General features: G+C 72.8%; 29 protein-coding genes and 1 riboswitch. Of the genes, 12 read left to right on the top strand and 17 right to left on the bottom strand.

Going from position 1 to position 26,477, the window contains the following annotated elements:
* Positions 1-73: 73 nt before the first annotated feature.
* Positions 74-511 (top strand): ATP-binding protein, encoded by a 438-nt coding sequence (locus ACFYNX_RS28175; protein WP_388665302.1) that lies wholly within the window; start codon positions 74-76, stop codon positions 509-511.
* A 104-nt stretch (positions 512-615) separates the two neighbouring features.
* Here the strand turns inward: ACFYNX_RS28175 and ACFYNX_RS28170 are convergent, their stop codons facing one another.
* The 3 genes from ACFYNX_RS28170 to ACFYNX_RS28160 all read right to left on the bottom strand — a co-directional run bounded on the left by ACFYNX_RS28170 (position 616) and on the right by ACFYNX_RS28160 (position 2,554).
* The gene (locus ACFYNX_RS28170; protein ID WP_388665300.1) at positions 616-1,092 is read right to left on the bottom strand and encodes a C40 family peptidase; all 477 of its coding nucleotides are present in this window, start codon (positions 1,090-1,092) and stop codon (positions 616-618) included.
* Between the two features lie 3 nt (positions 1,093-1,095).
* Positions 1,096-1,226: riboswitch (cyclic di-AMP (ydaO/yuaA leader) on the bottom strand.
* A gap of 400 nt (positions 1,227-1,626) precedes the next feature.
* Entirely contained in the window at positions 1,627-1,923 is a 297-nt protein-coding gene (locus ACFYNX_RS28165; RefSeq protein ID WP_365548337.1) for a hypothetical protein, read from the bottom strand.
* A 7-nt stretch (positions 1,924-1,930) separates the two neighbouring features.
* The gene (locus ACFYNX_RS28160; RefSeq protein WP_388665297.1) at positions 1,931-2,554 is read right to left on the bottom strand and encodes an ATP-dependent Clp protease proteolytic subunit; all 624 of its coding nucleotides are present in this window, start codon (positions 2,552-2,554) and stop codon (positions 1,931-1,933) included.
* A 58-nt stretch (positions 2,555-2,612) separates the two neighbouring features.
* Between ACFYNX_RS28160 and ACFYNX_RS28155 the strand changes: the two genes are divergently transcribed.
* The 8 genes from ACFYNX_RS28155 to ACFYNX_RS28120 all read left to right on the top strand — a co-directional run bounded on the left by ACFYNX_RS28155 (position 2,613) and on the right by ACFYNX_RS28120 (position 9,429).
* On the top strand, positions 2,613-2,891 hold the full coding sequence (locus ACFYNX_RS28155; protein WP_388665295.1) for a type II toxin-antitoxin system Phd/YefM family antitoxin: 279 nt from the start codon (positions 2,613-2,615) through the stop codon (positions 2,889-2,891).
* Positions 2,892-3,084: 193 nt separating this feature from the next.
* Entirely contained in the window at positions 3,085-3,387 is a 303-nt protein-coding gene (locus ACFYNX_RS28150) for an urease subunit gamma (protein ID WP_125662317.1), read from the top strand.
* Between the two features lie 14 nt (positions 3,388-3,401).
* Positions 3,402-3,794, top strand: a complete 393-nt coding sequence (locus ACFYNX_RS28145; protein ID WP_388665292.1) for an urease subunit beta — start codon at positions 3,402-3,404, stop codon at positions 3,792-3,794.
* The gene (locus ACFYNX_RS28140; RefSeq protein ID WP_388665290.1) at positions 3,787-5,508 is read left to right on the top strand and encodes an urease subunit alpha; all 1,722 of its coding nucleotides are present in this window, start codon (positions 3,787-3,789) and stop codon (positions 5,506-5,508) included. Before ACFYNX_RS28145 ends, ACFYNX_RS28140 begins: the two co-directional genes overlap by 8 nt.
* On the top strand, positions 5,508-6,197 hold the full coding sequence (locus ACFYNX_RS28135) for an urease accessory protein UreF (protein WP_388665288.1): 690 nt from the start codon (positions 5,508-5,510) through the stop codon (positions 6,195-6,197). Before ACFYNX_RS28140 ends, ACFYNX_RS28135 begins: the two co-directional genes overlap by 1 nt.
* 55 nt (positions 6,198-6,252) lie before the next feature.
* On the top strand, positions 6,253-6,930 hold the full coding sequence (gene ureG, locus ACFYNX_RS28130) for an urease accessory protein UreG (RefSeq protein WP_388665286.1): 678 nt from the start codon (positions 6,253-6,255) through the stop codon (positions 6,928-6,930).
* Positions 6,927-7,670, top strand: a complete 744-nt coding sequence (locus ACFYNX_RS28125; RefSeq protein WP_388665486.1) for an urease accessory protein UreD — start codon at positions 6,927-6,929, stop codon at positions 7,668-7,670. Before ureG ends, ACFYNX_RS28125 begins: the two co-directional genes overlap by 4 nt.
* 178 nt (positions 7,671-7,848) lie before the next feature.
* Positions 7,849-9,429, top strand: coding sequence for an alpha/beta hydrolase (locus ACFYNX_RS28120; RefSeq protein WP_388665284.1), 1,581 nt, complete (start codon positions 7,849-7,851; stop codon positions 9,427-9,429).
* Between the two features lie 49 nt (positions 9,430-9,478).
* On the opposite strand, the gene ACFYNX_RS28115 is transcribed toward ACFYNX_RS28120, so the two are convergent.
* Complete coding sequence (locus ACFYNX_RS28115; RefSeq protein WP_388665282.1) at positions 9,479-10,522, bottom strand: NAD-dependent epimerase/dehydratase family protein; 1,044 nt, start codon at positions 10,520-10,522, stop codon at positions 9,479-9,481.
* Positions 10,523-10,586: 64 nt separating this feature from the next.
* Positions 10,587-11,327 (bottom strand): lysophospholipid acyltransferase family protein, encoded by a 741-nt coding sequence (locus ACFYNX_RS28110; RefSeq protein ID WP_365548309.1) that lies wholly within the window; start codon positions 11,325-11,327, stop codon positions 10,587-10,589.
* Positions 11,328-11,437: 110 nt separating this feature from the next.
* On the opposite strand from ACFYNX_RS28110, the gene ACFYNX_RS28105 reads away from it, so the two are divergent.
* Positions 11,438-12,430 carry a DUF3048 domain-containing protein gene (locus ACFYNX_RS28105; RefSeq protein ID WP_388665279.1) on the top strand — a complete coding sequence of 331 codons (993 nt, stop codon included), beginning with the start codon at positions 11,438-11,440 and terminating at the stop codon, positions 12,428-12,430.
* Between the two features lie 18 nt (positions 12,431-12,448).
* Here the strand turns inward: ACFYNX_RS28105 and ACFYNX_RS28100 are convergent, their stop codons facing one another.
* The 5 genes from ACFYNX_RS28100 to ACFYNX_RS28080 form a co-directional block, all read right to left on the bottom strand.
* Positions 12,449-12,682, bottom strand: coding sequence for a hypothetical protein (locus ACFYNX_RS28100; protein WP_388665277.1), 234 nt, complete (start codon positions 12,680-12,682; stop codon positions 12,449-12,451).
* A 123-nt stretch (positions 12,683-12,805) separates the two neighbouring features.
* Positions 12,806-13,756 (bottom strand): cytochrome c oxidase assembly protein, encoded by a 951-nt coding sequence (locus ACFYNX_RS28095; RefSeq protein ID WP_388665275.1) that lies wholly within the window; start codon positions 13,754-13,756, stop codon positions 12,806-12,808.
* A gap of 124 nt (positions 13,757-13,880) precedes the next feature.
* Positions 13,881-14,906 (bottom strand): 6-phosphofructokinase, encoded by a 1,026-nt coding sequence (locus ACFYNX_RS28090; RefSeq protein ID WP_125667137.1) that lies wholly within the window; start codon positions 14,904-14,906, stop codon positions 13,881-13,883.
* Between the two features lie 158 nt (positions 14,907-15,064).
* Positions 15,065-15,793, bottom strand: a complete 729-nt coding sequence (locus tag ACFYNX_RS28085) for a type 1 glutamine amidotransferase (protein ID WP_125667136.1) — start codon at positions 15,791-15,793, stop codon at positions 15,065-15,067.
* A gap of 19 nt (positions 15,794-15,812) precedes the next feature.
* Entirely contained in the window at positions 15,813-17,060 is a 1,248-nt protein-coding gene (locus tag ACFYNX_RS28080) for a MurT ligase domain-containing protein (protein ID WP_388665272.1), read from the bottom strand.
* A 126-nt stretch (positions 17,061-17,186) separates the two neighbouring features.
* Between ACFYNX_RS28080 and def the strand changes: the two genes are divergently transcribed.
* Positions 17,187-17,747: a peptide deformylase gene (gene def, locus ACFYNX_RS28075; RefSeq protein ID WP_388665270.1), complete on the top strand. Its 561-nt coding sequence runs from the start codon at positions 17,187-17,189 to the stop codon at positions 17,745-17,747.
* 75 nt (positions 17,748-17,822) lie between these two features.
* Here the strand turns inward: def and ACFYNX_RS28070 are convergent, their stop codons facing one another.
* Positions 17,823-18,470 (bottom strand): TetR family transcriptional regulator, encoded by a 648-nt coding sequence (locus ACFYNX_RS28070; RefSeq protein WP_125667133.1) that lies wholly within the window; start codon positions 18,468-18,470, stop codon positions 17,823-17,825.
* A 213-nt stretch (positions 18,471-18,683) separates the two neighbouring features.
* Between ACFYNX_RS28070 and ACFYNX_RS28065 the strand changes: the two genes are divergently transcribed.
* Positions 18,684-19,898, top strand: coding sequence for an acyl-CoA dehydrogenase family protein (locus ACFYNX_RS28065; protein ID WP_365548287.1), 1,215 nt, complete (start codon positions 18,684-18,686; stop codon positions 19,896-19,898).
* A gap of 60 nt (positions 19,899-19,958) precedes the next feature.
* Here ACFYNX_RS28065 and ACFYNX_RS28060 read toward each other — a convergent pair whose 3' ends face one another.
* The 6 genes from ACFYNX_RS28060 to ACFYNX_RS28035 all read right to left on the bottom strand — a co-directional run bounded on the left by ACFYNX_RS28060 (position 19,959) and on the right by ACFYNX_RS28035 (position 26,134).
* A complete protein-coding gene (locus ACFYNX_RS28060) occupies positions 19,959-20,504 on the bottom strand; it encodes a flavoprotein (protein WP_388665267.1) in 546 nt (181 codons plus the stop codon).
* Between the two features lie 50 nt (positions 20,505-20,554).
* Complete coding sequence (locus tag ACFYNX_RS28055; RefSeq protein ID WP_388665265.1) at positions 20,555-21,766, bottom strand: helix-turn-helix domain-containing protein; 1,212 nt, start codon at positions 21,764-21,766, stop codon at positions 20,555-20,557.
* Between the two features lie 217 nt (positions 21,767-21,983).
* A complete protein-coding gene (locus ACFYNX_RS28050; RefSeq protein ID WP_365548278.1) occupies positions 21,984-22,928 on the bottom strand; it encodes a hypothetical protein in 945 nt (314 codons plus the stop codon).
* 42 nt (positions 22,929-22,970) lie between these two features.
* Positions 22,971-24,626 carry a DUF6801 domain-containing protein gene (locus tag ACFYNX_RS28045; protein WP_388665263.1) on the bottom strand — a complete coding sequence of 552 codons (1,656 nt, stop codon included), beginning with the start codon at positions 24,624-24,626 and terminating at the stop codon, positions 22,971-22,973.
* 89 nt (positions 24,627-24,715) lie between these two features.
* Positions 24,716-25,366 (bottom strand): hypothetical protein, encoded by a 651-nt coding sequence (locus ACFYNX_RS28040; RefSeq protein ID WP_388665261.1) that lies wholly within the window; start codon positions 25,364-25,366, stop codon positions 24,716-24,718.
* 126 nt (positions 25,367-25,492) lie between these two features.
* Positions 25,493-26,134, bottom strand: a complete 642-nt coding sequence (locus tag ACFYNX_RS28035; RefSeq protein ID WP_365548269.1) for a hypothetical protein — start codon at positions 26,132-26,134, stop codon at positions 25,493-25,495.
* Positions 26,135-26,477 lie beyond the last annotated feature (343 nt).

Raw genomic sequence — 26,477 nt, 5'->3', positions numbered from 1 at the left:
GCATCGGTGGGACTCTGACGCGCAGTGCGAGATCCGGGGCAGCGGCCCCGGCGGGAAAGGGACAGAGTTCGCCATGGCAGACCATCAGGAAGCATCCGTCACCCTGCCGAGCGAGCCCGCCTCGGTCCCCACCGCCCGGCGGTTCGTCGCGGAGGTCCTCACCGACTGGGGGCTCGACGAGTTCTCCGACCAGGCGGACGCGGTCCGTCTGGTCGTCTCGGAACTGGCCACCAACGCCGTCCTGCACACCTTCGGTCAGTCGCCCACCTTCACGGTGGACGTCCGCCTGGACCGCGGCGAGCAGCTCCACGTCGGCGTCACGGACAGCCATCCGCGCCGCCCCCGCCGCCTTCCGGCGGCGGTCCAGCAGGACAACGGGCGCGGCATGGTGATCATCCGCTCCCTGGCGGCGGAGTCCGGCGGTCGCCTCTCGGTGACCCCGACCGCGGACGGCGGCAAGACGGTCGGCATCGTCCTGCCGTGGAAGGCGGCCGCACCGGTGGGCTGTTAGGGCCCGTCCGGCGACCGGGACCCCCCGGGACGGCGGTTCGGGTGCGGCGGCGCCACCGCACCCCCCGGCGTCCTCCACGGCGCCCGGTCAGCGCCCGGGCGGGGTCACCGGACGCGTCCGTAGTAGACCTTCGAGGACCAGATCTTGTCGAGCTTCACCCAGGAGCCCGTCTTGGGCGAGTGCCAGATCTTGCCGCTCCCGGCGTAGATGCCCACGTGGTAGACCTTCCCGCCGGAGTGGAAGAAGACCAGGTCCCCCTTCTGCCTGCTGCCGGCCGTGATGTGCCGGGTCTTGTTGTACTGCTGCTGCGCGGTGCGGGGCAGCGACTTGCCCGCCTTCTTGTACGCGTAGAGCGTCAGGCCCGAGCAGTCGAACCGGGAGGGCCCCGCGGCCCCGTAGCGGTACGGCGCCCCCTTCTTGGAGGCGGCGATGCTCAGCGCCTTGTTCGCGTGTGAGGTCACCGCCTGGGCCTCCGGTGCCGTGCCCGGCGCGAGCAGCGTGCCGCCGACGGCGGCGAGGGTGAGAGCCGAGACGGCTCCGGCCCGGGACAGCAGGGACGGGACGTGCATCTGCGCAGTCATGCGCAACCCTTCGTCAGCCGCCTGTGAAGGATGACCTGTCGGGTTCGGGCAGGCGAAGATGCCCGGCCGCGGCTGCGGCTTCACCCCAAGGGCCGGCCCCGCTGCGGAAACAGCGCGTACGGCCCGTACTGCTCGGGTCCTCCACTCCTGCCGATCCAATCCTGTCGACCAGGCGTCCGGGACGGCGGCAGGACTCGGCGTCCGCCCGGACCGCCCCGCCTCGGATGGCGGGGGCTTGTCGTCGGCAGGGATCTTGCCCCACAGCTTGGTCGAAATCCGAGTGGAAACAGCGATATGTGAGAGTCCTCACGACTGATCCATTCGGGTGGACAGGATGCTTTCGTGATCGTCGGAGGTTTGGCCCACGGGCCCCGCACCAGCAAGGGAGCGCCCGATTCGGCCGGATGTGTACCCCCGGTGCGCAACTCGCCGGAGCCATATGTCGACTCGTCGACTCCATCGAACGGACGAGTGCTTCCGGTGCGGCTGTCGGCCGTCCGGCCCTCGACACGACATGCCGGAATGTCAACTCCGTCAGGCCCGGGGGAGCGTGACCCGGCCGGCCCGCCGCTCCCCGTCCAACACCCGCAGGGCGCGCGCCAGGGTGTCCGCGTGGACCTCGCTCTCGCCCCGCGCGTGCATGAGCGCCAGGGCCTCGCGCAGCTCCTCCGCACGCCCCACCAGGGCCTGAGCCGCCCTCAGGGCCCCATAGGTATGCGTACTTCTGGATGGGTTGATCCTCCCCAGGAGGTCGACGACCGCGAGGTACGCGTCGACCAGCTCGCCCTCGGCCCGCGTCAGGGCCGGCAGCGGCGGCAGCTCGGGAACCACGGCCCGCTCACCGTGCCGCGCCGCCGGCCGCGGCGCGCCGGCTCGTGATCACGTGGTCCACGAGCCCGTACTCGACGGCGGCCGGGGCGTCCAGGACCGTGAGGCGGTCGAGGTCGGCGTCGACCCGCTCGCTGCTCCGTCCGGTGTGCTCGGCGAGCAGTCCGGCCATCAGGGCGCGCCGGCGGAGCAGTTCGCGGGCCTGGATGGCCATGTCGCCCGGCCGGCCCCGCAAGGGCTCCTCCACGGCGGGCTGCCGGAGCGTGACCCGGGCGCCGGGGAGCATCGTGCGCTTGCCCGGCGTCCCGGCGGCGAGCAGGACGGCGGCGGTGGAGGCGGCCTGGCCCAGGCAGGTGGTGGCCACGTCGCAGGCGAGCGTCCGGATCGTGTCGTGGATCGCGGTCATGGAGGTGACGGAGCCGCCGGGGGAGTTGATGTAGAGCGCGACGTCCCGGTCGGGCGCCGCGTACTCCAGGTACAGGAGCTGGCTGATCACGTCGTTGGACGAGGTCTCGTCGATCCGGGTGCCGAGGAAGACGATCCGGGACTCCATCAGCTTCGCGTACAGATCGAGGGTCCGGGCCCCGAAGGCGGTCCGCTCCGTGAACTCGGGCAGGACGTGTCGAGCATCCATGGCGGTCGCCTCCATCTGTAAAAAATGTACAGGACGTACAGGCCGTAAGATGAGGAGCATGACCTACGAGATCCCGGTGACGCAAGCGCGAGCCGAGCTCGCGGACCTCATCAACCGCGTCGTGTACGGCGGTGAACGCGTCGTCGTCACCCGCCACGGGAAGCCCCTCGTCGCCCTGGTGTCCGCCGCTGACCTGGACGTACTCGAAGCGGCGGCGCAGCAGGAGGAGGAGCGGGTGATCCGGTCGGTCTCCGGCTTCCACTCCGTCGACTCCGCCCCCGGCGAACAGGGGCGCTTCGGCCTCGCCGCCCGCCACCGCGAGCCCGGCGCGCCCTGAGGGGTCCGTGCGGGCGCCATCAGTCGGATGATCATGGGAACGCAAAGCCGGAGTTAACGAGCCGGAAAAACTTCCGCCCTAACGTGCAATGTCTCTCCGTGGGCCGCATCCAGGCAGTTCAACAGAGTGTTGACGGTCGGTAGGGTCCGCGCTGTCCGGGTGCCGTCCCGGTCGACGACTGTGAGGTGGAAGAGTGCAACTGAGCCCGCACGAGCAGGAGCGCCTGCTCATCCATGTGGCGGCGGACGTGGCCGAGAAGCGCCGGGCCCGGGGCGTACGGCTCAACCACCCCGAGGCCGTCGCCCTCCTGACCTCCCACATCCTGGAGGGCGCCCGCGACGGCCGGACCGTCGCCGAGCTGATGGCCTCCGGCCGCAAGGTGCTCACCCGCGCCGACGTCATGGAGGGCATCCCCGAGATGATCCACGACGTCCAGGTCGAGGCCACCTTCCCGGACGGCACCAAGCTCGTCACCGTCCACGACCCCATCGTCTGAGCGGGCGCCGCCGAATGATCCCCGGAGAGATCCTGCACGCGGACGGCCCCGTCGTCCTCAACGAGGGGCGCCCCGTCACCCGCCTCACCGTGCTCAACGCCGCCGACCGGCCCGTCCAGGTCGGCTCCCACTACCACTTCGCCGAGGTCAACCCCGGTCTGGAGTTCGACCGCGCCGCCGCGCGCGGGCGGCGGCTGCACATCGCCGCCGGGACCGCCGTCCGCTTCGAGCCCGGCATCCCGGTCGAGGTCGAACTCGTCCCGATCGCCGGCCGCCGCGTCGTGCCCGGACTGCGCGGCGAGACCGCCGGTCCGCTCGACGCGGAGACCGCCGGTCCGCTCGACGCCGAGACCCTCCCGAGCACCGAAGCGACCCCCGCCGGGGCGAACGGAGACCCCCGTGCCTGAGCTGCACCGCGCCGTGTACGCCGACCTGTTCGGCCCCACCACCGGCGACCGGATCCGCCTCGCCGACACCGACCTGTTCGTGGAGATCGAGGAGGACCGCTCCGGCGGCCCCGGCCGCGCGGGCGAGGAGGCCGTCTTCGGCGGCGGCAAGGTCATTCGCGAGTCCATGGGGCAGGCCCGCACCACCCGCGCCGAGGGCGCCCCCGACACCGTGATCACCGGCGCCGTGGTCATCGACCACTGGGGGATCGTCAAGGCCGACATCGGCATCCGGGACGGACGGATCACCGCCCTCGGCAAGGCCGGCAACCCCGACACCATGGACGGCGTCCACCCCGACCTCGTGATCGGCCCCGAGACCGAGGTCGTCGTCGGCAACGGGCGGATCGTCACCGCCGGAGCCGTCGACGCCCACGTCCACTTCATCTCGCCGACCGTCGTCGAACAGGCCCTCGCCACCGGTGTCACCACCCTCGTCGGCGGCGGCACCGGGCCGGCCGAGGGCACCAAGGCGACCACGATCACCCCCGGCCCCTGGCACCTGGCCCGGATGTTCGAGGCGCTCGACACCTTCCCCGTCAACATCGGCCTCCTCGGCAAGGGCAACACCATGTCCCTCGAGGCCATGCACTCCCAACTGCGCGGCGGAGCCCTCGGATTCAAGATCCACGAGGACTGGGGCGCCACCCCGGCCGTCATCGACGCCTGCCTGACCGTGTGCGAGGAGACGGGCGCCCAGCTCGCCATCCACACCGACACCCTGAACGAGGCCGGCTTCGTCGGCGACACCCTCGCCGCCATCGCCGGCCGCACCGTCCACGCGTACCACACCGAGGGCGCGGGCGGCGGGCACGCCCCCGACATCATCACGGTCGTCTCCGAGCCGTACGTCCTGCCCAGCTCCACCAACCCGACCCGGCCGCACACCGTCAACACCATCGAGGAACACCTCGACATGCTGATGGTCTGCCACCACCTCAACCCGGCCGTCCCCGAGGACCTCGCCTTCGCGGAGTCCCGCATCCGGCCCTCCACCATCGCCGCCGAGGACGTCCTGCACGACCTCGGCGCCCTCTCGATCATCTCCTCCGACTCCCAGGCCATGGGCCGGATCGGCGAGGTCGTCATGCGGACCTGGCAGACCGCCCACGTCATGAAGAAGCGGCGCGGCGCCCTGCCCGGGGACGGCCGCGCCGACAACCACCGGGCGCGCCGCTACGTCGCCAAGTACACGATCAACCCGGCCGCCGCCCAGGGCATGGACCACCTCATCGGCTCCGTCGAGCCCGGGAAGCTCGCCGACCTGGTGCTCTGGGAGCCCGCCTTCTTCGGTGTGAAGCCGCTCGTCGTCATGAAGGGCGGCCAGATCGCCCACGCCCAGATGGGCGACGCCAACGCCTCCATCCCCACGCCCCAGCCGATCCTGCCCCGGCCGATGTTCGGCGCGCTCGGCAAGGCCGCCGCGGCCGGCTCCTTCAACTTCGTCGCGGAGGCGGCGATCGAGGACGACCTGCCGCGACGCCTGGACGTGCACAAGGAGTTCACCCCCATCGGGAACACCCGGCGGGTCACCAAGGCCGACATGCGCGAGAACGACGCGCTGCCCCGGGTCGAGGTCGACGCGGACACCTTCACGGTGACCATCGACGGCGAGGCGGTCGAACCCGCCCCCGCCGCCGAACTGCCCATGGCCCAGCGCTACTTCCTCTTCTGATGGGGACGCGAACGGAGATGCGGACGGGGACGCGCTCGGCCCTGCTCGTGCTCGCCGACGGGCGGTTCCCCGCCGGCGGGCACGCCCACTCCGGAGGTGCCGAGGCCGCGGTCAAGGCCGGCCGGATCAAGGACGCCGACGACCTGGAGGCCTTCTGCCGGGGGCGCCTGCACACCACGGGCCTCACCTCCGCCGGGCTCGCCGCCGGAGCCGCGCACGGGCTCGACCCGGACGCGCTCGACGCGGCGGCCGACGCCCGCACCCCCTCGCCCGCCCTGCGTGCCGCCGCCCGCCGGCTCGGCCGCCAGATGATGCGGGCCGCCCGCGCCGCCTGGCCCGACCCCGGGCTCGACGCGCTCGCGGCCGCCTTCCCGCGCGGCGCCCACCAGCCCGTCGTCCTCGGCGCCGCCGCCCGGGCCGCCGGACTCGGCCCCGAGGACGCGGCGCACTGCGTGGCGTACGAGACGGTCGGCGGTCCCGCGACCGCGGTGGTGCGCCTCCTCGGCCTCGACCCCTACCGGGCCACCGCCGTCCTCGCCCGCCTCGCCCCCGACATGGACCGGGTCGCCGAGCGGGCGGCGGCCGCCGCCCGGGACGGGGTGGACGCCCTGCCGGCCGCCTCCGCGCCCCTGCTCGACCTCACCGCCGAACAGCACGCGTCCTGGCCGGTCCGCCTCTTCGCGTCCTGACGCCCCGGCGCCCCGCCCCCCCTTCCGCGACACACGACCACCCCGGAGCCGCCCCATGCACCTCGACCACGCCCACAGCCACCACGGCGCCGTCTCCGCCGACGCCCACCGCCCCGACGGCACCCGCCGCGCCCTGCGCGTCGGACTCGGCGGACCGGTCGGCTCCGGCAAGACCGCCACCGTCGCCGCCCTCTGCCGCGTCCTGCGCGACACCCTCTCCCTCGCCGTCGTCACCAACGACATCTACACCCGCGAGGACGCCGAGTTCCTGCTCCGCGAGGCCGTCCTGCCGCCCGAGCGCATCCGCGCCGTGGAGACCGGCGCCTGCCCGCACACCGCCATCCGCGACGACATCTCCGCCAACCTCGAAGCCGTCGAGGAGCTGGAGGACGCCGTCGGACCGCTCGACCTGATCCTCGTCGAGTCCGGCGGCGACAACCTCACCGCCACCTTCTCCAAGGGGCTCGTCGACGCCCAGATCTTCGTCATCGACGTGGCCGGCGGCGACGACATCCCCCGCAAGGGCGGCCCCGGCGTCACCACCGCCGACCTCCTCGTCGTCAACAAGACCGACCTCGCCCCGTACGTCGGCTCCGACCTGGAGCGGATGGCCCGCGACGCCGAGGAGCAGCGCGGCGACCTGCCCGTCCTCTTCACCTCCCTGCGCTCGGCGCAGGGCGTCGGGCCCGTCGCCGACTGGGTCGGGGCGCAGCTCGCGGCGTGGACCGCGTGAGCCTGCGCGCCACCGCCCGGATCGCCGCCGACGCCGACGGAGGGCTGCCGCTCCTGGTGAGCGACGGCCCGCTCGCCCTGCGCCGCACCCGGGCGGCGGAGCCGTACACCCGGGTCACCGTCGTCGGGGCGATGAGCGCCCCGCTCGGCGGCGACCGGCTCGCGATCGAGGCGGGGGTACGGGCCGGGGCCCGGCTCCTGGTCGACTCGGCCGCCGCCACCCTCGCCCTGCCGGGCCGGAGCGCCGGGCCCGCCGCGTACGACGTCCGGATCGACGTCGAGGACGACGGCGTGCTCCGCTGGCTGCCCGAGCAGGTCGTCTCCGTCGAGGGCTCGCACCTGCGGATGCGGACCACCGTCGAACTCGCCCCCACCGCCCGGCTCGTGCTGCGCGAGGAGCAGGTCCTCGGGCGGCACGGCGAACCGCCCGGCACCCTCGCCACCCGCCTCACCGTCCGCCGCGCCGGGCACCCCCTGCTCGACCAGGAGCTGTCCTTCGGCCCCGGCGCCCCCGGCGGCTGGGACGGCGGCGCGGTCCTCGGCGGCCACCGCGCCACCGGACAACTCCTCGTCGTCGACCCGGCGTTCGAAGAAAAGCCGGTGGAGACCCGGTTGCTCGGGGAGCACGCGGTGATCGCCCCGCTCGCCGGCCCCGCCGCCCTCGTCACCGCCGTGGCCCCGGACGCCCTGGCCCTGCGCCGCCTCCTCGACACCGCCCTGGACGCGCTCGCCCCGTTCTGAGCCCCACCGGCCCGCGCCGGACGGTTCACCGCTCAGCGGTACACCGCTCTCCGGTTATTGGTTCGGCAAAGAAACACCTGTTCTCCCTTTCCTCCCGGGTCCCCCTGGCGAAAGGATCCCCTGGACCACCAACACCCGGCGCCACCACGGGAAACGGCGCCCCACCGGGGGAGGACACATGAGACGCACCACAGTGCTCGGCTCGGCCGGCACGCTGATAGCGGGCACGCTCGTCGCGGGCGCGCTCGCGGCTCCGGCGGCGAACGCCGAGAGCAACCGGCACCACAAGGACGCCGAGTCGATCGGCGTCGCCGTGGCCGCGGCCAGGGCCGCGGCCACCGGCATCGACTGGCAGGACTGTCCGGCCGACTGGGGCCTGGAGAAGCCGATCCAGTGCGGCTGGGTCACCGTCCCCGTCGACTACGCCAAGCCCAACGGCAAGAAGATCAAGCTCGCCGTGGACCGGATCAACTCCACCGGCACCCCCGCCGAGCGCCAGGGCGCCCTGCTCTACAACCCCGGCGGCCCCGGCGCCTCCGGCCTGCGCTTCCCGCGCCGCGTCACCACCAAGAACGCCGTCTGGGCGGGCGCCGCCAAGGCCTACGACTTCGTCGGCTTCGACCCGCGCGGCGTCGGCCACTCGGCCCCCATCTCCTGCGTCGACCCGACCGAGTTCGTCAAGGGCCCCAAGGCCGACCCGGTCCCCGACAGCGAGGCCGACAAGCGCGCCCAGCGCAAGCTCGCCGCCGAGTACGCCGACGGCTGCGCCGAGAAGAGCGGCGCCATGCTGCCCTTCACGACCACGCCCAACAGCGCCCGCGACCTCGACGTCATCCGCGCCGCCCTCGGCGAGAAGAAGCTCAACTTCGTCGGCGTCTCCTACGGCACCTATCTCGGCGCGGTCTACGGGACCCTCTTCCCGACCCACGTCCGCCGCATGGTCCTCGACAGCGTCGTCAACCCCTCCCGGGACAAGATCTGGTACGAGGCCAACCTCGACCAGGACATCGCCTTCGAGGGCCGCCTCAAGGACTGGATGACCTGGGTCGCCCGCAACGACGCCGCGTACCACCTCGGCGACAGCTACGCCAAGGTCCGCAAGCAGTGGGACGTCCTGCGCGCCGCCGCCAAGAAGAACCCCCTCGGCGGCAAGGTCGGACCGGCCGAGCTCATCGGCTTCTTCCAGAACGCGCCCTACTACGACTCCATGTGGGCCCCGGTCGCGGAGGCCTGGAGCGCCTACGCCGCCGGTGACCCGCAGCCGCTGATCGACTCGGCCGCCGCCGACCCCACCGACACGGCCGGCAACATCTCCTCGGAGAACGGCAACGCCGTCTACACCGCCGTCGAGTGCGCCGACGCCCCCTGGCCGACCAGTTGGAAGAAGTGGGACCGGGACAACACCCGCCTCCACCAGAAGTACCCGTTCATGACCTGGGCCAACGCTTGGATGAACCTGCCCTGCGCCACCTGGGCGGCCCCGCACCGGCGGCCCGTCGAGGTGAAGACCCACCAGGGTCTGCCGCCGGTGCTCATCGCCCAGTCCGAGCGCGACGCCGCCACCCCGTACGACGGCGCCGTCGAGCTGCACAAGCGGTTCAAGGGCTCGCGCCTGATCACGGAGCGGGACGCCGGCTCGCACGGCATCACCGGCCTGGTCAACCCGTGCCTCAACACCAAGGTCGAGGCCTACCTGCTGACCGGGAAGCTGGACGCCAGGGACCAGACCTGCGCCCCGCACGCCACCCCGCAGCCGTAGCGGCACCGGCGCGGGGGTGGGGGGGAGCGCCCCTCCCTCCACCTCCGCGTCACCCGCGCGCCGCGAGCCAGGCGTCCTCCGCCGCGTAGTCGAACCAGTCCACCCCGTACTTCGCGAGGTTCGGGAACGCCTCCCGCCACTCCCGCTCCCGCACCCGTCCGGCCAGCCACTCCACCGTCTCCGGCAGCGAGTCGGCGTACGACACCACCGGCCGGTAGCCCAGCTCCCGCTCCGCCGCCGCCATGTCGTAGACGACCGGGTGCTCCGACGTCCACGGCGTGAGCCCCACCAGGCCCCCGGGGCCCTCCGGCGCCCCCTCGATCAGCACCCGCTCGCTCTCCACCCCCAGGACCGCGTCGATCGCGGCCCCGATCTCCGCCACCGTCGGCGCCTGCGGATCGGCGCCGTTGAGCACCCGGCTCCCCGGCCTCGCCGCCGCGAGCCGGACCAGCTCCGCGAGGTTGTCCACGTGCGCCGGGTGGAACCGCGACCTCCCGCCGTACGCGAGGATCCGCACCGGCCGCCCGTCGAGCGCCCGCTTCACGAACCACAGCTCGCGCGGCCCCGGGCAGTGCGGCCCGTGGATCGCGCCCGCCCGCAGCAGCGTCGTCGGCAGCGAGTCGCCCGCCGCGAGCAGCTCCCGCTCCAGGGCGATCTTCCGCGTCCCGTACGTGGCGTCGCCCGGTGCGACCGTCGGCCACTCCTCGGGGATCGGCACCGGGTAGGCGGGGAAGCCGCCCGGCTCGTCCTGGGTGTCGAAGCTGCGCCCCCGGTCGTCCTCGTAGACCGCGCCGCTCGACACCACCACCGCCGAACCGACCCGGTCGGCCAGCCCCGTCAACTGCCGGGCGTGGTCCCGGTCGTACGCGACGATGTCCACGAGCACGTCGCAGCCGTCGCCGATCCCCGCCGCGAGCGCCCCCTCCTCGGTCCGGTCGAGCCGCACCGACCGGACCTCCTCCGGCCACCTCCCGTCCCTGCCACCGCCCCGCGAGGCGGCCGTCACCTCCCAGCCGTCCGTGGCGAGGGCCCGTACGACCGCCCGCCCCACCTGTCCCGACGCTCCCAGCACGAACGCGTGTCCCTCGGTCATGCACCGGACGCTACGGCCGCCCGGTGCGCGGGCCCAGGGGTTTGCGCCGTGCGCGGATCCGCCCTCAGCGTTCCCCGCCGGGGAACTTTCGCGGCTCTCCGTCCGGCGCCCCGCCGGGCTTCCCGGCCCCGGCCTCCGCGGCCTTCACCACCGCCGCGTACTCGTCCACGTACTCCTGTCCCGACAGGCGCAGGATCTCGTACATGATCTCGTCCGTGACCGCGCGGACCACCGCCTTCCGGTCCTCCTGCCCGGCGAACCGGGAGAAGTCCATCGGCTCCCCGAACCGGATGGTGACCCGGCGGATCCGCGGCACGACCCGCCCCGGCGGCTGGATCTCGAAGGTCCCCACCATCGCGCAGGGCACCACCGGCACCCCGGCCCGCAGCGCCATCACCGCCACGCCCACCTTGCCCTTGTAGAGCCGCCCGTCGTGCGAACGGGTCCCCTCGGGATAGATGCCGAGCAACTCGCCCCGGTCGAGCACGCACAGGCCCTCGCGGATCGCCGCCTGCCCGGCCTCCTTGCCCGAGCGGTCCACCGGGATCTGCCCGGCGGCCCGGAAGAAGGCGGCCGTGAGCCGTCCCTTGAGGCCCGGCCCCGTGAAGTACTCCTGCTTCGCCAGGAAGGTGATCCGCCGGTCCAGGACGGCCGGCATCAGGAAGTGGTCGGAGAAGGAGAGGTGGTTGCCCGCCACGATCGCGGCCCCCTCCGCCGGGACGTGTTCGAGGCCCTCGATCCGCGGCCGGAACAGCAGCTTGAGCAGCGGCCCGAGGAGCACGTACTTCATCAACTGGTAGAACACCCGAGACCCCGTTCGCCCGTGCGACAGTCTCTCTGTCATCCGTTCGTCTTCCCGCCACGCCCGTTGTATCCGCACGCGGGCCCGTGGTCCACTGGTGGGGGAGCGTCACCATGACGAACGGGCACGGAACGAACGGAACGAGACGCCCCGGCCGGATCCTCACCGCGCTCCTCTGCGCGCTGACGGCGGCCGGGCTGTACGGCTGCTCCGGCACGGCCGCCCCGGACCCGCCCTCCGGCACCACGGCGCCCGCCGGCCGCTCGCCCTTCACGGGCCTCCCCGCCGGACCCGCCCCCGTCCTCGCCGTCAAGATCGACAACGTGGCGGCGGCCCGCCCCCACACCGGGCTCGGCGCGGCCGACCTCGTCTACGTCGAACAGGTCGAGGGCGGCACCACCCGGCTCCTGGCCGTGTACTCCTCCCGCCTCCCCGGGCGCGTCGGACCCGTCCGCAGCGCCCGCGAGTCCGACATCGCCCTGCTCGCCGCCTTCGGCCGGCCCGCCCTCGCCTACTCCGGGGCGCAGTCCGCCCTGAACCCGCTGCTCCGGGCCGCGCCGCTGTACCCCGTCACCGAGAGCACCGCGCCCGCCGCCTTCCTGCGCTCCCCGGACCGGGCCGCCCCGCACAACCTCTACCTGCGCCCCGCCCGCGCCCTCGCCGCCGCCCCGGACGCCGGGGACGCCGGGGACATCGGCCTCCGCTTCGGGGCCGCCCCACCGGACGGCACCCCGACCACCACCTCGACCGTCCGCTACCCGGCGGCCCGCTACGCCTTCACCTGGTCCGCCGCCGACCGCGCCTGGCGGGTCGCCATGGACGGCCGCGAGGCCCGCGCCACCGACACCGGACCGCTCACCCCGGAGACGGTCGTCGTCCAGCGCGTCACCGTCCGCCCCTCCGGCTTCCACGACCGGACCGGCGCGGTCTCCCCGTACACCGAGACCGTCGGCGAGGGCACCGCGCTCGTCCTGCGCGACGGGCGCGCCCACGAGGCCCGCTGGTCCCGGCCCTCCACCGCGTCCGGCACGTCCTTCACCACCCCGGACGGCGCGCCCCTGGCCTTCGCCCCGGAGCAGGTCTGGATCGTCCTCGCGCCGCGCTGAGGGGGCGTACGAAAGGGGTCAGAGGCCCGTGGGACCCATCGGGCCCATGGGGCCGGGGCGCTCCGGCGGGCGCCGGCGCGGACCGGCGGCGGCCGTCCCGCTCTCCGAGGCGGCGACCCCGATCGTCACCACGATCAGCACCATCAGACCGAACCAGAGCCAGCCGCTGCTGCCGAGCGCCACCGTGTACGCCGTCGTGAGCACCAGCGCGGCGCAGGTGAGCACCGTCATCGTCTTCGTGGGACCGGACATGGGTCCGTCCTCCTCCCGACCAGGCGACCGAGGCCGCGGAAGCCGTCCCGACCATGGTGACCCGCCGGAGGGGGCGCGCGCTACTCCCCGGACGCTCCGGCGTGCGCCGGAAACCGCCCCGGGTCAGTTCTGCCGCGCCCGGAGCGAGGCCAGGTAGGCGTTGTACGCCTCCAGCTCCTTGTCCCCGTCCCGGTCGGCGGCCCGGTCCTTGCGGACCGCCTGCCGCTGCTCGGAGTGGTACCACTGGTAGACGAGCGCGATGAGGACCAGCACGGACGGGATCTCGCTGAACGCCCAGGCGATGCCGCCCGCCGCGTTCTGGTCGGTGAGCGCGTCGATCCCCAGCGAGGCCGGCGGGCTCGCGTACGTCCCGACCATCGGCTCCGAGGCCATCATCAGCGCGATGCCGAAGAAGGCGTGGAACGGCATGCCCGCGAACAGTTCCAGCATCCGCATCACGTACCCCGGCCGGTGCGGGCCCGGGTCCACGCCCATGATCGGCCAGAAGAACACCACGCCGACCATCAGGAAGTGGACCATCATCCCGATGTGTCCGGGCTTCGAGCCCATCAGGAAGTCGAACAGGGGCGTGAAGTACAGCGCGTACAGGCTCGCGATGAACATCGGGATCGTGAAGCCGGGGTGCGTGACCACCTTCATGTACCGGCTGTGCAGCAGCTTCAGGAGCAGCTCGCGCGGCCCGGTCGAGCCCCGGCCCGCCACCGGCAGCGCCCGCAGCGCGAGCGTCATCGGCGCGCCGAGCAGCAGCAGGATCGGCGACAGCATGGAGACCACCATGTGCTGCACCATGTGCACGCTGAACATGACCATGCCGTAGTCGTTCAGCTTGGTGCACATCACGAGCGCGACCGTGAGGACGCCGACCGTGAAGAACGCCGTCCGGCTCACCGGCCACGCGTCCCCGCGCCGCCGCAGCCGCGCCACGCCCCACCCGTACAGGACGAGCGCCGCGAGGCAGCCGATCAGGAAGAAGGGGTCGGGAGAGAATTCCAGGCCCCGCCCCAGCGTGAACGGCGGCAGATCCGTGGTCATGCCGTGCCCGCTGTGATCCATCCGTACACTCCTGGAGCCCGATTCGCGCTTGTTGTCCGCACCAGACTAGAACCGCCCCCGGCCGCGGCGGCGACCGGGGGCGGGTGTCACGTACGGAAGGGCGTACGGTCACGCACGGGAGCCGTCAGAGCACGCACTCCGCCTCGGCGTAGCGGTCGGCCGGGACGGTCTTGAGGGTCTCCACGGCCCGCGCCAGCGGGACCATCGTGATGTCCGTGCCGCGCAGCGCGGTCAGCATGCCGAACTCGCCGCGGTGCGCCGCCTCCACCGCGTGCCAGCCGAAGCGGGTCGCGAGGACGCGGTCGTACGCGGTCGGGGTCCCGCCGCGCTGGACGTGGCCGAGGATGACCGGGCGGGCCTCCTTGCCGAGCCGTCGCTCCAGCTCCACGGAGAGCTGGTTGGCGACGCCGGTGAAGCGCTCGTGGCCGTAGATGTCGGTGCCGGCGGTCTTGAACTCCATCGAGCCCTCGCGCGGCTTCGCGCCCTCCGCGACCACCACGATCGCGAAGCGCTTGCCGTCCTCGAAGCGGGCGCCGACCCGGGCGGTCAGCTCGTCCATGTCGAAGGGGCGCTCCGGGACGACGACGGCGTGCGCGCCGGCCGCCATGCCGGAGTGCAGCGCTATCCAGCCGGTGTGGCGGCCCATGACCTCGACGACCAGGACCCGCTGGTGGGACTCGGCGGTGGTCTTCAGCCGGTCGAGGGCCTCGGTCGCCACGGTGACGGCCGTGTCGAAGCCGAAGGTGACGTCGGTGGAGGCGATGTCGTTGTCGATGGTCTTCGGGACGCCGACGATCGGGAGGCCCGCCTCGGAGAGCAGGTTCGCCGCCTTCAGGGTGCCCTCGCCGCCGATCGGGATGATGGCGTCCAGGCCGAGGTCCGCGACGTGGCCCCGGGCGCGCTCGACGCCGTCGACCAGATGGGCGGGCTGGACCCGGGAGGAGCCGAGGATGGTGCCGCCGCGGGCGAGGATGCCGCCCACCGCGTCGAGGTCCAGCTTGCGGTAGTCGCACTCCAGGAGGCCCTTCCACCCGTCGTGGAAGCCGATGACCTCGTCGCCGTGGTCCACCACGGCGCGGTGTACGACGGACCGGATGACAGCGTTCAGACCGGGGCAGTCTCCGCCGGAGGTGAGCACGCCAATGCGCATAGCCCGAAAACCTTTGCAACGTGGGCCGACTCCCGGACCACGTCGTCCGGCTGGATCCCCGCCACCCTATCGCCGCGGGGTGGCGGGGCCGAACCGGATGTCCGCACCGTGGACAGCGCACGTGCGTACGAGAGGTGCGGACGGACCGTGCGGGACGGTCAGGCGGGCTGCGTGGCCGCCGCGATGCGCTCGGCGCGCAGCGCCTCGTACCAGCGGTCGTCCGTCGGCGGCAGCGCGTTCACGTCGAGGGCCAGCTTCAGGAGCAGGTCCGCGATCTGCGGGTTGCGGGCCATGACGGGGCCGTGCATGTACGTGCCGAAGACGGTGTCGTTGTACGCGCCCTCGGTGCCGTCGCCGGTGCCGTTGCCCTTGCCGAGGACGGTCCGGGCGAACGGCCGGGCCGTCGGGCCGAGGTGGGTGATGCCCTGGTGGTTCTCGAACCCGGTGAGCTGGGGCAGGCCCAGGCGCGGGTCGATGTCCGCGAGGACGTCGCCGACGCACCGCTCGCCCTCGCCGCGGGTCGAGATCACGTCGATGAGCCCGAGGCCGGCCTCGCGCTCGCCGAGGTCGTTGATGAACTCGTGGCCCAGGATCTGGTAGCCGGCGCAGACCGAGAAGATGATCGCGCCGTTGGAGGCGGCCCGGCTCAGGCCGCCGTCCCGCCGCAGCCGCTCGGCCGCGAGCCGCTGCGGGCGGTCCTCGCCGCCGCCGATCAGGTAGATGTCGCCCGAGGTCGGCACCGGCTGGTCGCTGCGGACGTCGACGCGCTCGACGCTGAGACCGCGCTGGAGGGCGCGGCGCTCGACGACGAGGGCGTTGCCCTGGTCGCCGTAGGTGCTGAGCAGGTCCGGGTAGACCCAGACCAGGCGCAGGCTGCTGTCACTCATGCTGCATGTCCTCTACGGGTCAGTTGCCGACGCGGCGGCGGACGTCCTGGAAGGCGGTGTAGTTGGCGATCAGCTCGATCTGCCCGGGCGGGGCCATCGTGACGGCCTCGTCGAGGGTGTCGCAGACGCGGAAGTCCACGCCCGCGACCTCCAGGCGGACCGCCAGGTCGAGCCGGCGGTCGCCGATCACCATGATCGGGTGGCCGGCGAGCCGGCCGTAGTCGACGTCCCACAGCCAGGAGGTGTCCGTGCCGTCGGCGCCGCGCGCGTTGACGGAGAGGATCACCGGGGCCGGCGGGCCGTCGATGAGCGAGAACGTCTCCAGCCAGCCGGCCGGGTTCTTCGCGAGGAGCAGCCGCAGGTCGCGGTTCTGGAAGGAGACCACGTCGTAGCGGCCGGCGACGGCCTGCACCTGGTACATGCGCTCCAGGGCCACCTGCGGCGGCACCCCGAAGACGGCGGCGACGGCGGCCGAGGTGGTGGCGTTCGCCTTGTTGGCGCGGCCGGGGAGCTGGAGGCGGATCGGCCAGGCCGACCCGTGCGGGTCGAGCACGTGGTCACCGCTGAGCGCCCAGCTCGGCGCGGGGCGCCGGAAGCCGCACTCGCCGCAGAACCAGTCGTCGCCGGGGCGCTGCATGACGCCGCCGCAGGCGGGGCAGGACCAGGCGTCGTCCTTCCACTCCTGGCCCGCGGCGACCCACACCACGTTGGGGGAGGAGGAGGCGGCCCACACGATCAGCGGGTCGTCGGCGTTGGCGATGACCACGGCCTTGGTGCCGCTGAGGCCCTCGCGCCACTTCTCGGCGAGCATCCGGGTCTCGGCGGCGCGGTCGAGCTGGTCGCGGGAGAGGTTGAGCAGCGCGATCGCCTTGGGCGTGGTGTCCCGGGCGACGCCCGCGAGGTACTTCTCGTCGACCTCGATCACGCCGTACCGGGAGTCCGAGCCGCCGGCGAGCGCCGAGGTGATGCCCGCGGGCATGTTCGCGCCCAGGGCGTTCGAGACCACGGGGCCCGCGGCGCGCAGCGCCTCCGCGATCAGCCGGGTCGTGGTCGTCTTGCCGTTGGTCGCCGACACCAGGACGACGTCCAGGTGCTGGGCGAGGCGTCCGAGGAGGTCGGGGTCGAGCTTGAGCGCCACCCGGCCGCCGATCACCGATCCGCTGCCGCGTCCCGCCGCCCGCGACACCGCGGCCGCGGCCCTGCCCGCCGTCACGGCCAGCTTGGCGCGCGGCGACAGCGGCTCTGGATTACCGGGGTGTCCTGACATCGTTCTTGTTCCTCCTCGCGTCGGTCCGGGCTCAGCCTATCGAGATCCGGCCAGGAGCCCGAACAGCGGCACCGCCGAGCGATCGTACGAAACAGGCAGGTCACGGCGGACCGTACCCTTACCGGCATGCGAAACCGCCCCATCCCCGGCAGTTCCGGCCTGGTCCGAGCGATGACCCTGCTCGGCGACCCCGTGCTGCACGCGACCTGCGAGCCCGTCACCGACTTCGGACCCCAACTGGCCCGGCTCGTCGAGGACATGTTCGCCACGATGTACGCGGCGAACGGGGTGGGCCTGGCGGCGAACCAGGTGGGCGTGGGCCTGCGGGTCTTCGTCTACGACTGCCCCGACGACGAGGAGGTCCGCCACCTGGGGCACGTGGTGAACCCGCGCCTGGTGGAGGCGGACGGAGACGTGGTCAGGGGGCCGGAAGGGTGTCTCTCCCTGCCGGGCCTGGAGGCCCCGACGCCCCGGTTCGACCGCGCGGTGGTGGAGGGCGTGGACCTGGACGGGGCGCCGGTGCGGGTCGAGGGCACCGGGTTCTTCGCCCGCTGCCTCCAGCACGAGGCCGACCACCTGGCGGGCGGGGTCTACGCGGACCACGTCACGGGGTGGCGCAGATCACGTCTGCTGCGGGCGGTCCGCAAGCAGCCGTGGGGCGGCGGGGTCTCGGCCCTGGAGGGCTGAGGGGTTCCCCCGCGTGCGCGAGACCCTCTCCGGAAGTGCGCGGGGACCCTTTCCGGAAGCGCGCGGGGATCCTCGCTAGAAGCCCGGCCCGTCCGCGCGGTCGTCGGCCTCGGCCAGGCGGCCCCAGAGGAGGTCGGCCAGGCTGCGGACGAGCTCGGCGCGGGAGCAGGGGCGTTCGCCGAGCCACCAGTCGCCGGCCGCGTGCATCATGCCGACGATGCCGTGGCCCCAGATCCGGGCCTGGGCCTCGGCGGCGGGCCCCAGGTCGACGCGTTCGGCGATGACCTGGCCGAGCTCCTCGCCCATGCGGCGAAGGAGCGGGGCCGAGTGGCGGCCGACGTCGAAGCCCTGCTCGGTCTGGTGGGACTCCTCGGCGGGGTGCATGAGGAAGCGGTAGACCTGCGGCATCGCCTCGATCGAGGCGAGGTAGGTGTCGAGGGTGGACTCGACCCGGCGGCGCCGGTCGGCGGGGGCGTCGAGCGCGGCCCGCAGCGCGTCGAGGAGCGCGTCGGTGTGCCGGGTGGCGAGGGCGCGGTAGAGGCCGCCCTTGTCGCCGAAGTGGCGGTAGAGGATCGGCTTGGTGATGCCGGCCTCGGCCGCGATCGCGTTCATGGACGCCTTGGGGCCGTCCCGGAGCACCACCCGGTCCGCCGCCTCCAGCAGTTCGCGCCGCCGCTGCTCGGCGGGCGTCTGCCGGTCGGTGGTCCGGTGCGCGATGTCCATGTGCCTGTCTCCCCGGCCGTACGGTCTCGGTCCCGCCGTTCCGCGCCCGACGGTCCGGCGGTGCTGCGTGCTGTGTGTGTCGGGCCGTCGCAACGTAACACCCGGTCCGGCCCCGGTGCCGGTCGGGCCGGGCCGCCTCCGCGCAGGTTGACAGCCCCTACCCGGCGGTAACAGACTGCTGTTACCGCAAGTAACATACTGCTGGGAGGGAAAATGGGCGAGTTCACGTTCGAACTCAACGAGGACCAGAAGCAGGTGCGCGACTGGCTCCACGGCTTCGCGGCCGACGTCATGCGTCCCGCGGCCGCCGAGTGGGACGAGCGTGAGGAGACCCCCTGGCCGATCATCCAGGAGGCGGCCAAGCTCGGAATCTACTCCCTCGACTTCTACGCCCAGCAGTTCTTCGACCCGACCGGCCTCGGCATCCCCATGACGATGGAGGAGCTCTTCTGGGGCGACGCGGGCATCGCCCTCTCCATCGTCGGCACCGGCCTCGCCGCCGTCGGCGTCCTCGCCAACGGCACCGAGGAGCAGATCGGCACCTGGGTCCCGCAGATGTACGGCGACGCCAACGACGTCAAGGTCGCCGCCTTCTGCTCCTCCGAGCCCGACGCCGGCTCGGACGTCGCCTCCATGCGCACCCGGGCCGTCTACGACGGGGCCAAGGACGAGTGGGTCCTCAACGGCACCAAGACCTGGGCGACCAACGGCGGCATCGCCAACGTCCACGTCGTCGTCGCCGTCGTCGACCCGGAGCTCGGCTCCAAGGGCCACGCCTCCTTCATCGTGCCGCCGAACACCCCCGGCCTCTCCCAGGGCCAGAAGTTCCAGAAGCACGGCATCCGCGCCTCCCACACCGCCGAGGTCGTCCTGGAGGACGTCCGGATCCCCGGCCACTGCCTCCTGGGCGGCAAGGACAAGCTCGACGAACGCCTCGCCCGCGCCCGCGAGAAGGCCAAGGCGGGCGGCGAGCGCGTGAAGAACGCCGCGATGGCCACCTTCGAGGCCTCCCGCCCCGCCGTCGGCGCCATGGCCGTCGGCACCGCCCGCGCCGCGTACGAGGTGGCCCTCGACTACGCGAAGACCCGCGTCCAGTTCGGCCGCCCGATCATCGAGAACCAGGGCGTCGCCTTCCAGCTCGCCGACATGGCCACCCGGATCGACGCGGCCCGCCTCCTGGTCTGGCGCGCCTCCTGGATGGCGACCGCCGGCAAGCCCTTCACCTCGGCCGAGGGCTCCATGTCCAAGCTGTACGCCAGCGAGGTCGCCAAGGAGGTCACCGCCCAGGCCATCCAGATCCTCGGCGGCAACGGCTACACCCGCGAGTACCCGGTGGAGCGCATGCACAGGGATGCCGCCATCTACACCATCTTCGAGGGCACCAGCGAGATCCAGCGCCTGGTCATCAGCCGGACGATCGCCAAGTAAGTCAGGTCGCCGCGGCGCGCGTCCGCCCCGCACCCCCTCCCGGGGCGCGGGGCGGACGCGTCAGAACGGCCGGACCACGTCCCCGACCGCGTCCAGGGCGGTCCGCCACGGGTAGGCCGCCGGATCCCCCTGGCCCGGCTCGTGCGGCACGAACCCTCCCTCGCCGTACAGGACCCGCACGCCGGCGCCGCGCAGGATGTCCAGGGACAGGTCGAACCGGGGGTGCGCGGCGTACGCGGAGTTCACGCACGGCATCACCGCCATGGGGACCCGCTTCCCCATGCCCTCGGCCGCCACCGCGACGAGCCACGTGTCCGTGAGCCCGAGCGCCCACCGGTTGACCGTGTTGAAGGTGGCCGGCGCCACCACGATCGCGTCCGGCTCCGGCCACACGGCCGGCTCGCCGGGCAGCCGGTGGTCCCAGCGCACAGGGTGCCCGGTGAGGGCGGCGAGGCCGTCGAGGGAGCCGGCGAGCCAGCGGGCGGCCGTCGGCGTGAGGCCGAGGCACACGTCCCAGTTGTCGGCCTGCGCCTCCTCGACGACCCGTGCGACGTCGAAGACGGGGGAGGCGGCACTGCTGAACAGGTACAGGGTCCGATCGTTCATGACCGCCATCCGATCACATGGTGGTCGTACGAAGGCGATCCCGCCCGGACTCAGTCCTTCCGCTTCCCGTCGTGGAGGTGCAGCGAGCGCAGCACCGCTTCGAGGGCGAAGCGGTGGTCGGGGTCGAGGAGCCGGTCGCCGAAGTGGCTGTCCAGGTTCCGCAGGCGGTAGCGGACCGTCTGGGCGTGCACGCCCAGCATCTCGCCGACCTGCTCGGCCGGGGCCCGGGTGGAGACGTGGACGCGCAGGGTCTCGATCAGCCGGTCGCGCCGGCTGCCGGACAGCGCGTCGAGCGGGGCCAGTTCGCGCGCGGCGAGGTGGTGGACGAGCGCCGGGTCGGAGAGCAGCCACAACGTTGTCAGGTGGTCCTCGCAGCGCACCAGGGGCGCGTCCGGCACGACGCCGTCGTCGACGAGCTGGAGGACGCGCCGCGCCCAGCGGATGGAGTGGGCGGCCTGCGGCGGCGGCACGGTCAGACCGACGACGGCGGGGGTGCCGGCCAGGGCCGATTCGAGCATCGCGAGGCGCTCGGCGGTGAGCGGACCGGGGATGAGCAGGTGCGGCTGGGGAAGGCTGAGGTCGGCGAGGACGTCCCGGTCGAGGCCGGCCTGGACGAGTTCGGCGACCGGGGCCCGTAACGCGACCATGGTGCACTCGGAGGGCAGTTCCCAGGAGGACTCCCGGCACAGCTCGGCGATGGTCGTCCGGGGCAGCGGCGGACCGGCGAGGACGAGGTGGAGGAGCTGTCTGCGCAGCGCCGCCGTGTCCGACATCGCGCGCCCCTGGACCATGACGTACCCCTCGCGGGAGAGCGCCTCCAGCTCCTCGACGTAGGCGAAGAGGGCGTCCGCGAAGGCCAGGATGAGGGTGGGGGAGAGGTTGTACGTGCGCCCGATGCTCTTGGCCCGGCGCAGCGCGATGCGGGCGCCGAGACGGTAGGCGCCCTGCAGGGTGTCCAGGTCGCGGCCCTCGTAGGCCTCCACCCGGCCGAACTTGCGCAGCAGTTCGTCGCGGACGGCCGAGTTCGTCCCGGGGTCGGCGACCCGGTCCACGAAGGCCGCCAGGGCCTGCTCCACGCCCTGGCGGATCGCGTCCGAGTGGGGCCCGTTGAAGAGGTGGGCGTACACGGGGTAGGTCCGCTGGACCTCCACCCCGATCTCCTTGATGAGCCCGGGGATCTCCGGCCTCATCAGATCGGCGAACTCCCGGGGGAGCGGGTCGAGGGGCTCACCGACGCTCGGCGGCTGTGCGATAGCGGGCATGGACCGATCCCTTTGCTCTTCTGCGCGACCGGTGGGGGAACGGCGGTGCGGCGCCCCGCCCGGAGTACGGGGCGCCGCCACGGCCGTCAGGTGCGTACCTGCGGGAACTGCTGAAGCTAGGACACCTGCTCGTCGCTGTACACAACTTGCGCAGGAGTTGGCGTCCCCGGGAGGGCGAGCACCGCCGACTAGGCCGGTAATCGCCCCTGGGTGGCCGTTACTTGACGGCGGAGTGCCAGCTCTGGGAGAAGACCTTCCCGGCGTCGGGGGCGACGACCCCGGGCGCGTACAGGCCGGTCAGATAGGTCTGGGTGTTGTTGAGGACGAGGCTGTTCTTCCCGGCGGGGGAGGGCAGGCCCGTCTTGAGGTTGACCGCGCCGTCGATCAGGCCGAGCAGCCCGAGGCCGCAGCCGCTGGCGCCGGGGACGGCGAAGGTGTTGTCGCCCTGGGTGGAGCCGAGGAGGTTGATGCGGCTGATGTCGCCCTCCTCGTTCGGGGTGCCGTCGGCGCTGAAGCGGTCGAGGCCGAACTCGGGCGCGGTGAAGTTGCGCGGGCGCAGGAGGATCGGCTTCTCCTTGGTCCCGATGTAGCAGTTGCTGCCGAGGAACGGGTTCTCCAGGTGGATCCGGACCGGGAGCGTGACGATCGGCTGGTCGGTGAGGACGCCCGCGATCTGGTCGAAGTCCGAGGGGGTGCCGACCGACTCCAGGGTGGCGGTGATCTTGTTGAGCTTCCCGTCGGTCAACTGCTTGCAGATGCCGGAGATGAACGGGATGTCGCTCGGACACATCAGGCCGAGCAGGCCGCCGGGAACGGTGGCGGAGTCGGCGATGATCGCGCCGGAGGGCGGGGCGACGACCGTGCTGGTGCCGTCGGCGTTCTGGATGGCACCGATCTGGAGGTTGGTCTTCCCGGTGTTCACGGTCGTCTTGCCCAGCTTGATGGAGCCGCTGAGCGAGAAGGAGGCGACGCACTGCGGCGTCCTGTCGAGGCCGTCGGTGGCGAGCATCGCCGGGGCGTCGACGGGGCAGCGGGTGGACGGGGCCCAGCCGCCGTTCAGTTCGGGGACGGCGGCGGTCGCCGTGCCCATGGAGGCGAAGGCGCCGAGGGCGGTGAGGGCGGAGACGGTGGCCAGTTTCGTACGGGCGGGGACGAGGGGCATGGCGGAGGCCTTTCTGGCGGAAGGGGAACGGGGCGGGGCGGGTCAGCGCTCGGGCTTGGGGATGACGAGGGGCTGGGAGTCCTCGGTGCACTCGAGCGGGTTCCAGGCGTTGGGGTCGACGGCACAGGTCTGGCCCTGGATCTGCTTCACGTAGTTGCCGGGACCGGAGATGGAGGCGGTGAGCAGCCGGTCGAGGTCCTCTCCGTCGGCACCACAGCCCTCGAAGGCGGGAATGGTCGTCTCGCCGGTGAGCGGGCCGCCACTGGAGACCAGGTAGCCGACGGCGTCGGTGCCGTTGACGAGTTGTCCCTTCCCCAGGAGCACCAGGTGCTTCCCCGGGTGCCGGGCGGGGTCGGGATCGGTGGAGGTGAGCGGCTGCGCCGTACGGCAGGAGGGGCCCACGTCCAGTTCGACGCCGTTGACCTTGACGTCGAGGACGCGCAGGACGAGCGGTGCCCGGACCACGGTCTCCGTGAAGTTCGAGAAGTCCGACAGGAAGATGCGCAGGAGCGCTTCGACCGTGATGGGACCGGTCTGTTCCAGGACCATGGTCGCCGTGACCGGCTGGAAGTCGAAGGTCAGGAAGGTGGAGGTGAAGGGCGGGGTCTGTTTGCGCCCCTGGTAGGACAGGTTGGCCGTCGACGGGACGAAGAAGTTGATCTCGCCCGGTGGGGCGGGGTGGGGCGGCTCCCCCGAGAGGCCCTGTTCGATCAGCATGCAGGACAGCGGGAGGAGCGAGGCGCCTTTCAGTTTCCGCACGTTGGTGTAGCCGGTGACGTAGGCGGACAGCGACATGGGCGTCGGATTCTCGGTCAGGCAGGGGGGCGCCGCCGGCCGGGTCGCCGGTGTGGGGGACGCGTTCCCGTCGGCCGCCGTCGCGCTCTCGTCCGTCCGCCGGCCGACCCGCGGACCCTTCGGGGCTCCGCTCGTCCCGTTCGTGGTCTCCGGCTTCGTCGGGGCCGTCCGGTCCGCCGGGAGCGACGGCGCGGGCGGACCGGACGAGGGGGCGGACGGCGAAGGGACGGCCGATGACGTGGGAGGGGGTGTCGGTTCCGTGGTGGGGGCGTCCGCGCCGACCGGGAGGGTGACGAGCCGCATGCGCTCCCCGGCGTCCGGGCCGGGGGCGCAGGTGACGGAGAGGGACGCGGGGATGGTGGCCGCACCGTCGGCCGTGCTCGGGGCGAGGTCGACGGCGAACGCCCCGGCGACGAGGGTCAGATCGCCGGGGACGTCGGTCGTCAGGGAGGGGACGTCCCCGGTCGTGGTGAGCACGAGGGGTCCTTCGGCGGGCACGGCGACGGGCTGCGACGTACCGCTCCACGTGGCCTCCGCGCGCTTTTCGTTCTGGGCCACGCCGACCGCGAGCCGCGTCTCCGCCCGTACGGCGGCGGCCTTGAGCGCGGTGAGGTCGGCCACGGCCCCGGCGGGGAGTTCCACCGTCGTGGTGACGTCGGTGGGGCGTATCTCCTCGCCCACGGCCGCCCTTTCGGGGAAGGCCGCCGTGATCCGTACCGTCGCGGCCTGCTGTCCCGAAGGCAGGGTGCAGACGTAGGGCAGCGCGGTGTCGACCTTCAGCGTCCCCACGGCGACGGCCGAGGCCGGGAGCAGGGGGGCGAGCGCCACGAACGCGGCGACCGTCGCGCCGCGCGCGTGGACGCGGACGCGGGGGGATCGGGTGGTGGGCCCGGGGCCTCTCATCTGGGTGCTCCGCTCGGGTCGTTGGGTGCCGACGGGAGGAGGGGCCGGCGCGGGGCGCGGCCGGCCCGCGAAGGCGGGAAGCCGCGCCCTTACGGGTGGGAGCCGACGATCGTCGGGACAGTGGCGGTGCCCGTCTTCTTGAGCAGGTAGTCGGCCTTGACGATTAGACTGGCGCCGACCGGGGCGGCCTCACCGCAGTTGGTCTGCGAGACGACGGTCAGACCGCCGGTCGTGCCGGCGAGGTTCAGCCTGCCCGTCGCGTTGGTATAGGTGACGGGTATCGTCCCGCGGACCCGGAAGACGCAGGCGCCCCAGGTGACCCGGGTGTCGACGTCGCCGAGGTGGCCCCTGGTGACGCCGGCGGAGGCGTCGTGGTCCCGGGCGACGAGGGTCCAGGGGGTGGTGGGGGCGAAGCTCACGGTGCCGAGCACGCTGCTGCAGGGCACGCCGGGGGCGCCGAACGCGAAGGAGTCGACGGTGCCGACGGTGGCCGGGTTGCCGGTGGCGCTCCGCAGGCCGCCCGAGAAGGACGACCGCGAGCACGTCACGGCGATGCCGTTGTCCTTGACGAGTTCGATCAGCATGACGACGTTCGCGCTGTTCGTCGCGGAGACGCCGACCGGTGACGGACCCACGGTCCAGACGGTCGAGGGAGCCGCCGAGGCAGGGGCCGCCGCGAGGACGAACGCGGCCGCAGCCGCTCCGGCGGCGACGCCGCACTTCCTGATCGGTTCCTTCACGGTGCGGGACTCTCCTCGGTGGTCGTCGCCCCCGCGCGGGAGCGGAGGGGAAGGGCGGTGGGACGCGCGGACAGCCCGCGCCCGCCCGGCCGGGGTCACCGGCCGGGCGGACACGGAGGGAACGCCTTACGGGTTGGAGCCGACGATCGTCGGGATGACGGTGGTGCCCGTCTTCTTGACGAGGTAGTCGCCCTTGAAGGTCGGCTTGGCGCCCACCGGGACGGCGCTGCCGCAACCGGTCGACGAGACGACGGTCAGTTCGCCGGCGAGGCTGTTGACGGAGAGCTTGCCCGTCGAGTTGGTGTACGTGCCGGACGCCTTGCCCGTGACGCGGAAGACGCAGGCGCCCACGGTCACCTTGGCGTCGACGTTCCCGACGTAGCCCTTGGTGACCCCGGTCCCGGCGGTGTAGTCCTGCGCCACGATGGTCCAGGGGGTGGTCGCGACGGTGGTCACATTGCCCAGGACGCTGGTGCAGGGGGCGCCGGAGGCGCCGAAGGCGATGGCGCTGATGGAGGCGACGGTCGCCGGGTTGCCCGTGGCGCTGGACATCGAGGCCGTGGCGGTCGACTTCGTACACGTCATGGCGATGCCGTTGACGCTCAGGACGATGTTCCCGCTGTTCGTCGCGGAGGCGGCGACGGGCGACGGCGCCGGGCTGACGGTCCAGACCGTCGACGGCACGGCCGAGGCCGGGGACACCGCCAGGGCGAACGCGGCGGAGGCGCCACCGGCGACGACGGCGAGCTTTCTGATGGGCTTCTTCATGACTCTGGGACTCTCCTTGGGGATTGACCAGCAGAGGTGGCCGCGGTGGAGGGGGACGAGCGGCCGGCGGCACGGGATTCCCCGGCTGCGAAACCTGACGTTACTTGCGGGAAACTTAGCTGAACAATGGCGAAGTCCATGATTCTTTGAACTCGTTCCATTGCCTGTCAAGTGGGTGAGCGGTAACGGGAATCGCCTTGGTTCCGGGGTGCGCAATGTCGACAATTATGATCGATCGGTCGAGGGGTGGGATCAAGCCGCTCCGCAGCGGCCCCAGGGGCCCCGAAGAGGCGTGTATTCGCTCTTCCGGATGACAAGTCGAGGGGTGGCTCTGTTTCCCCGA

The sequence above is a fragment of the Streptomyces sp. NPDC007872 genome (genome assembly GCF_042868165.1).
GTDB lineage: Bacteria > Actinomycetota > Actinomycetes > Streptomycetales > Streptomycetaceae > Streptomyces.
Note: the sequence above shows the minus strand (reverse complement) of the source record. Positions and strands in the feature narration are given on the sequence as shown.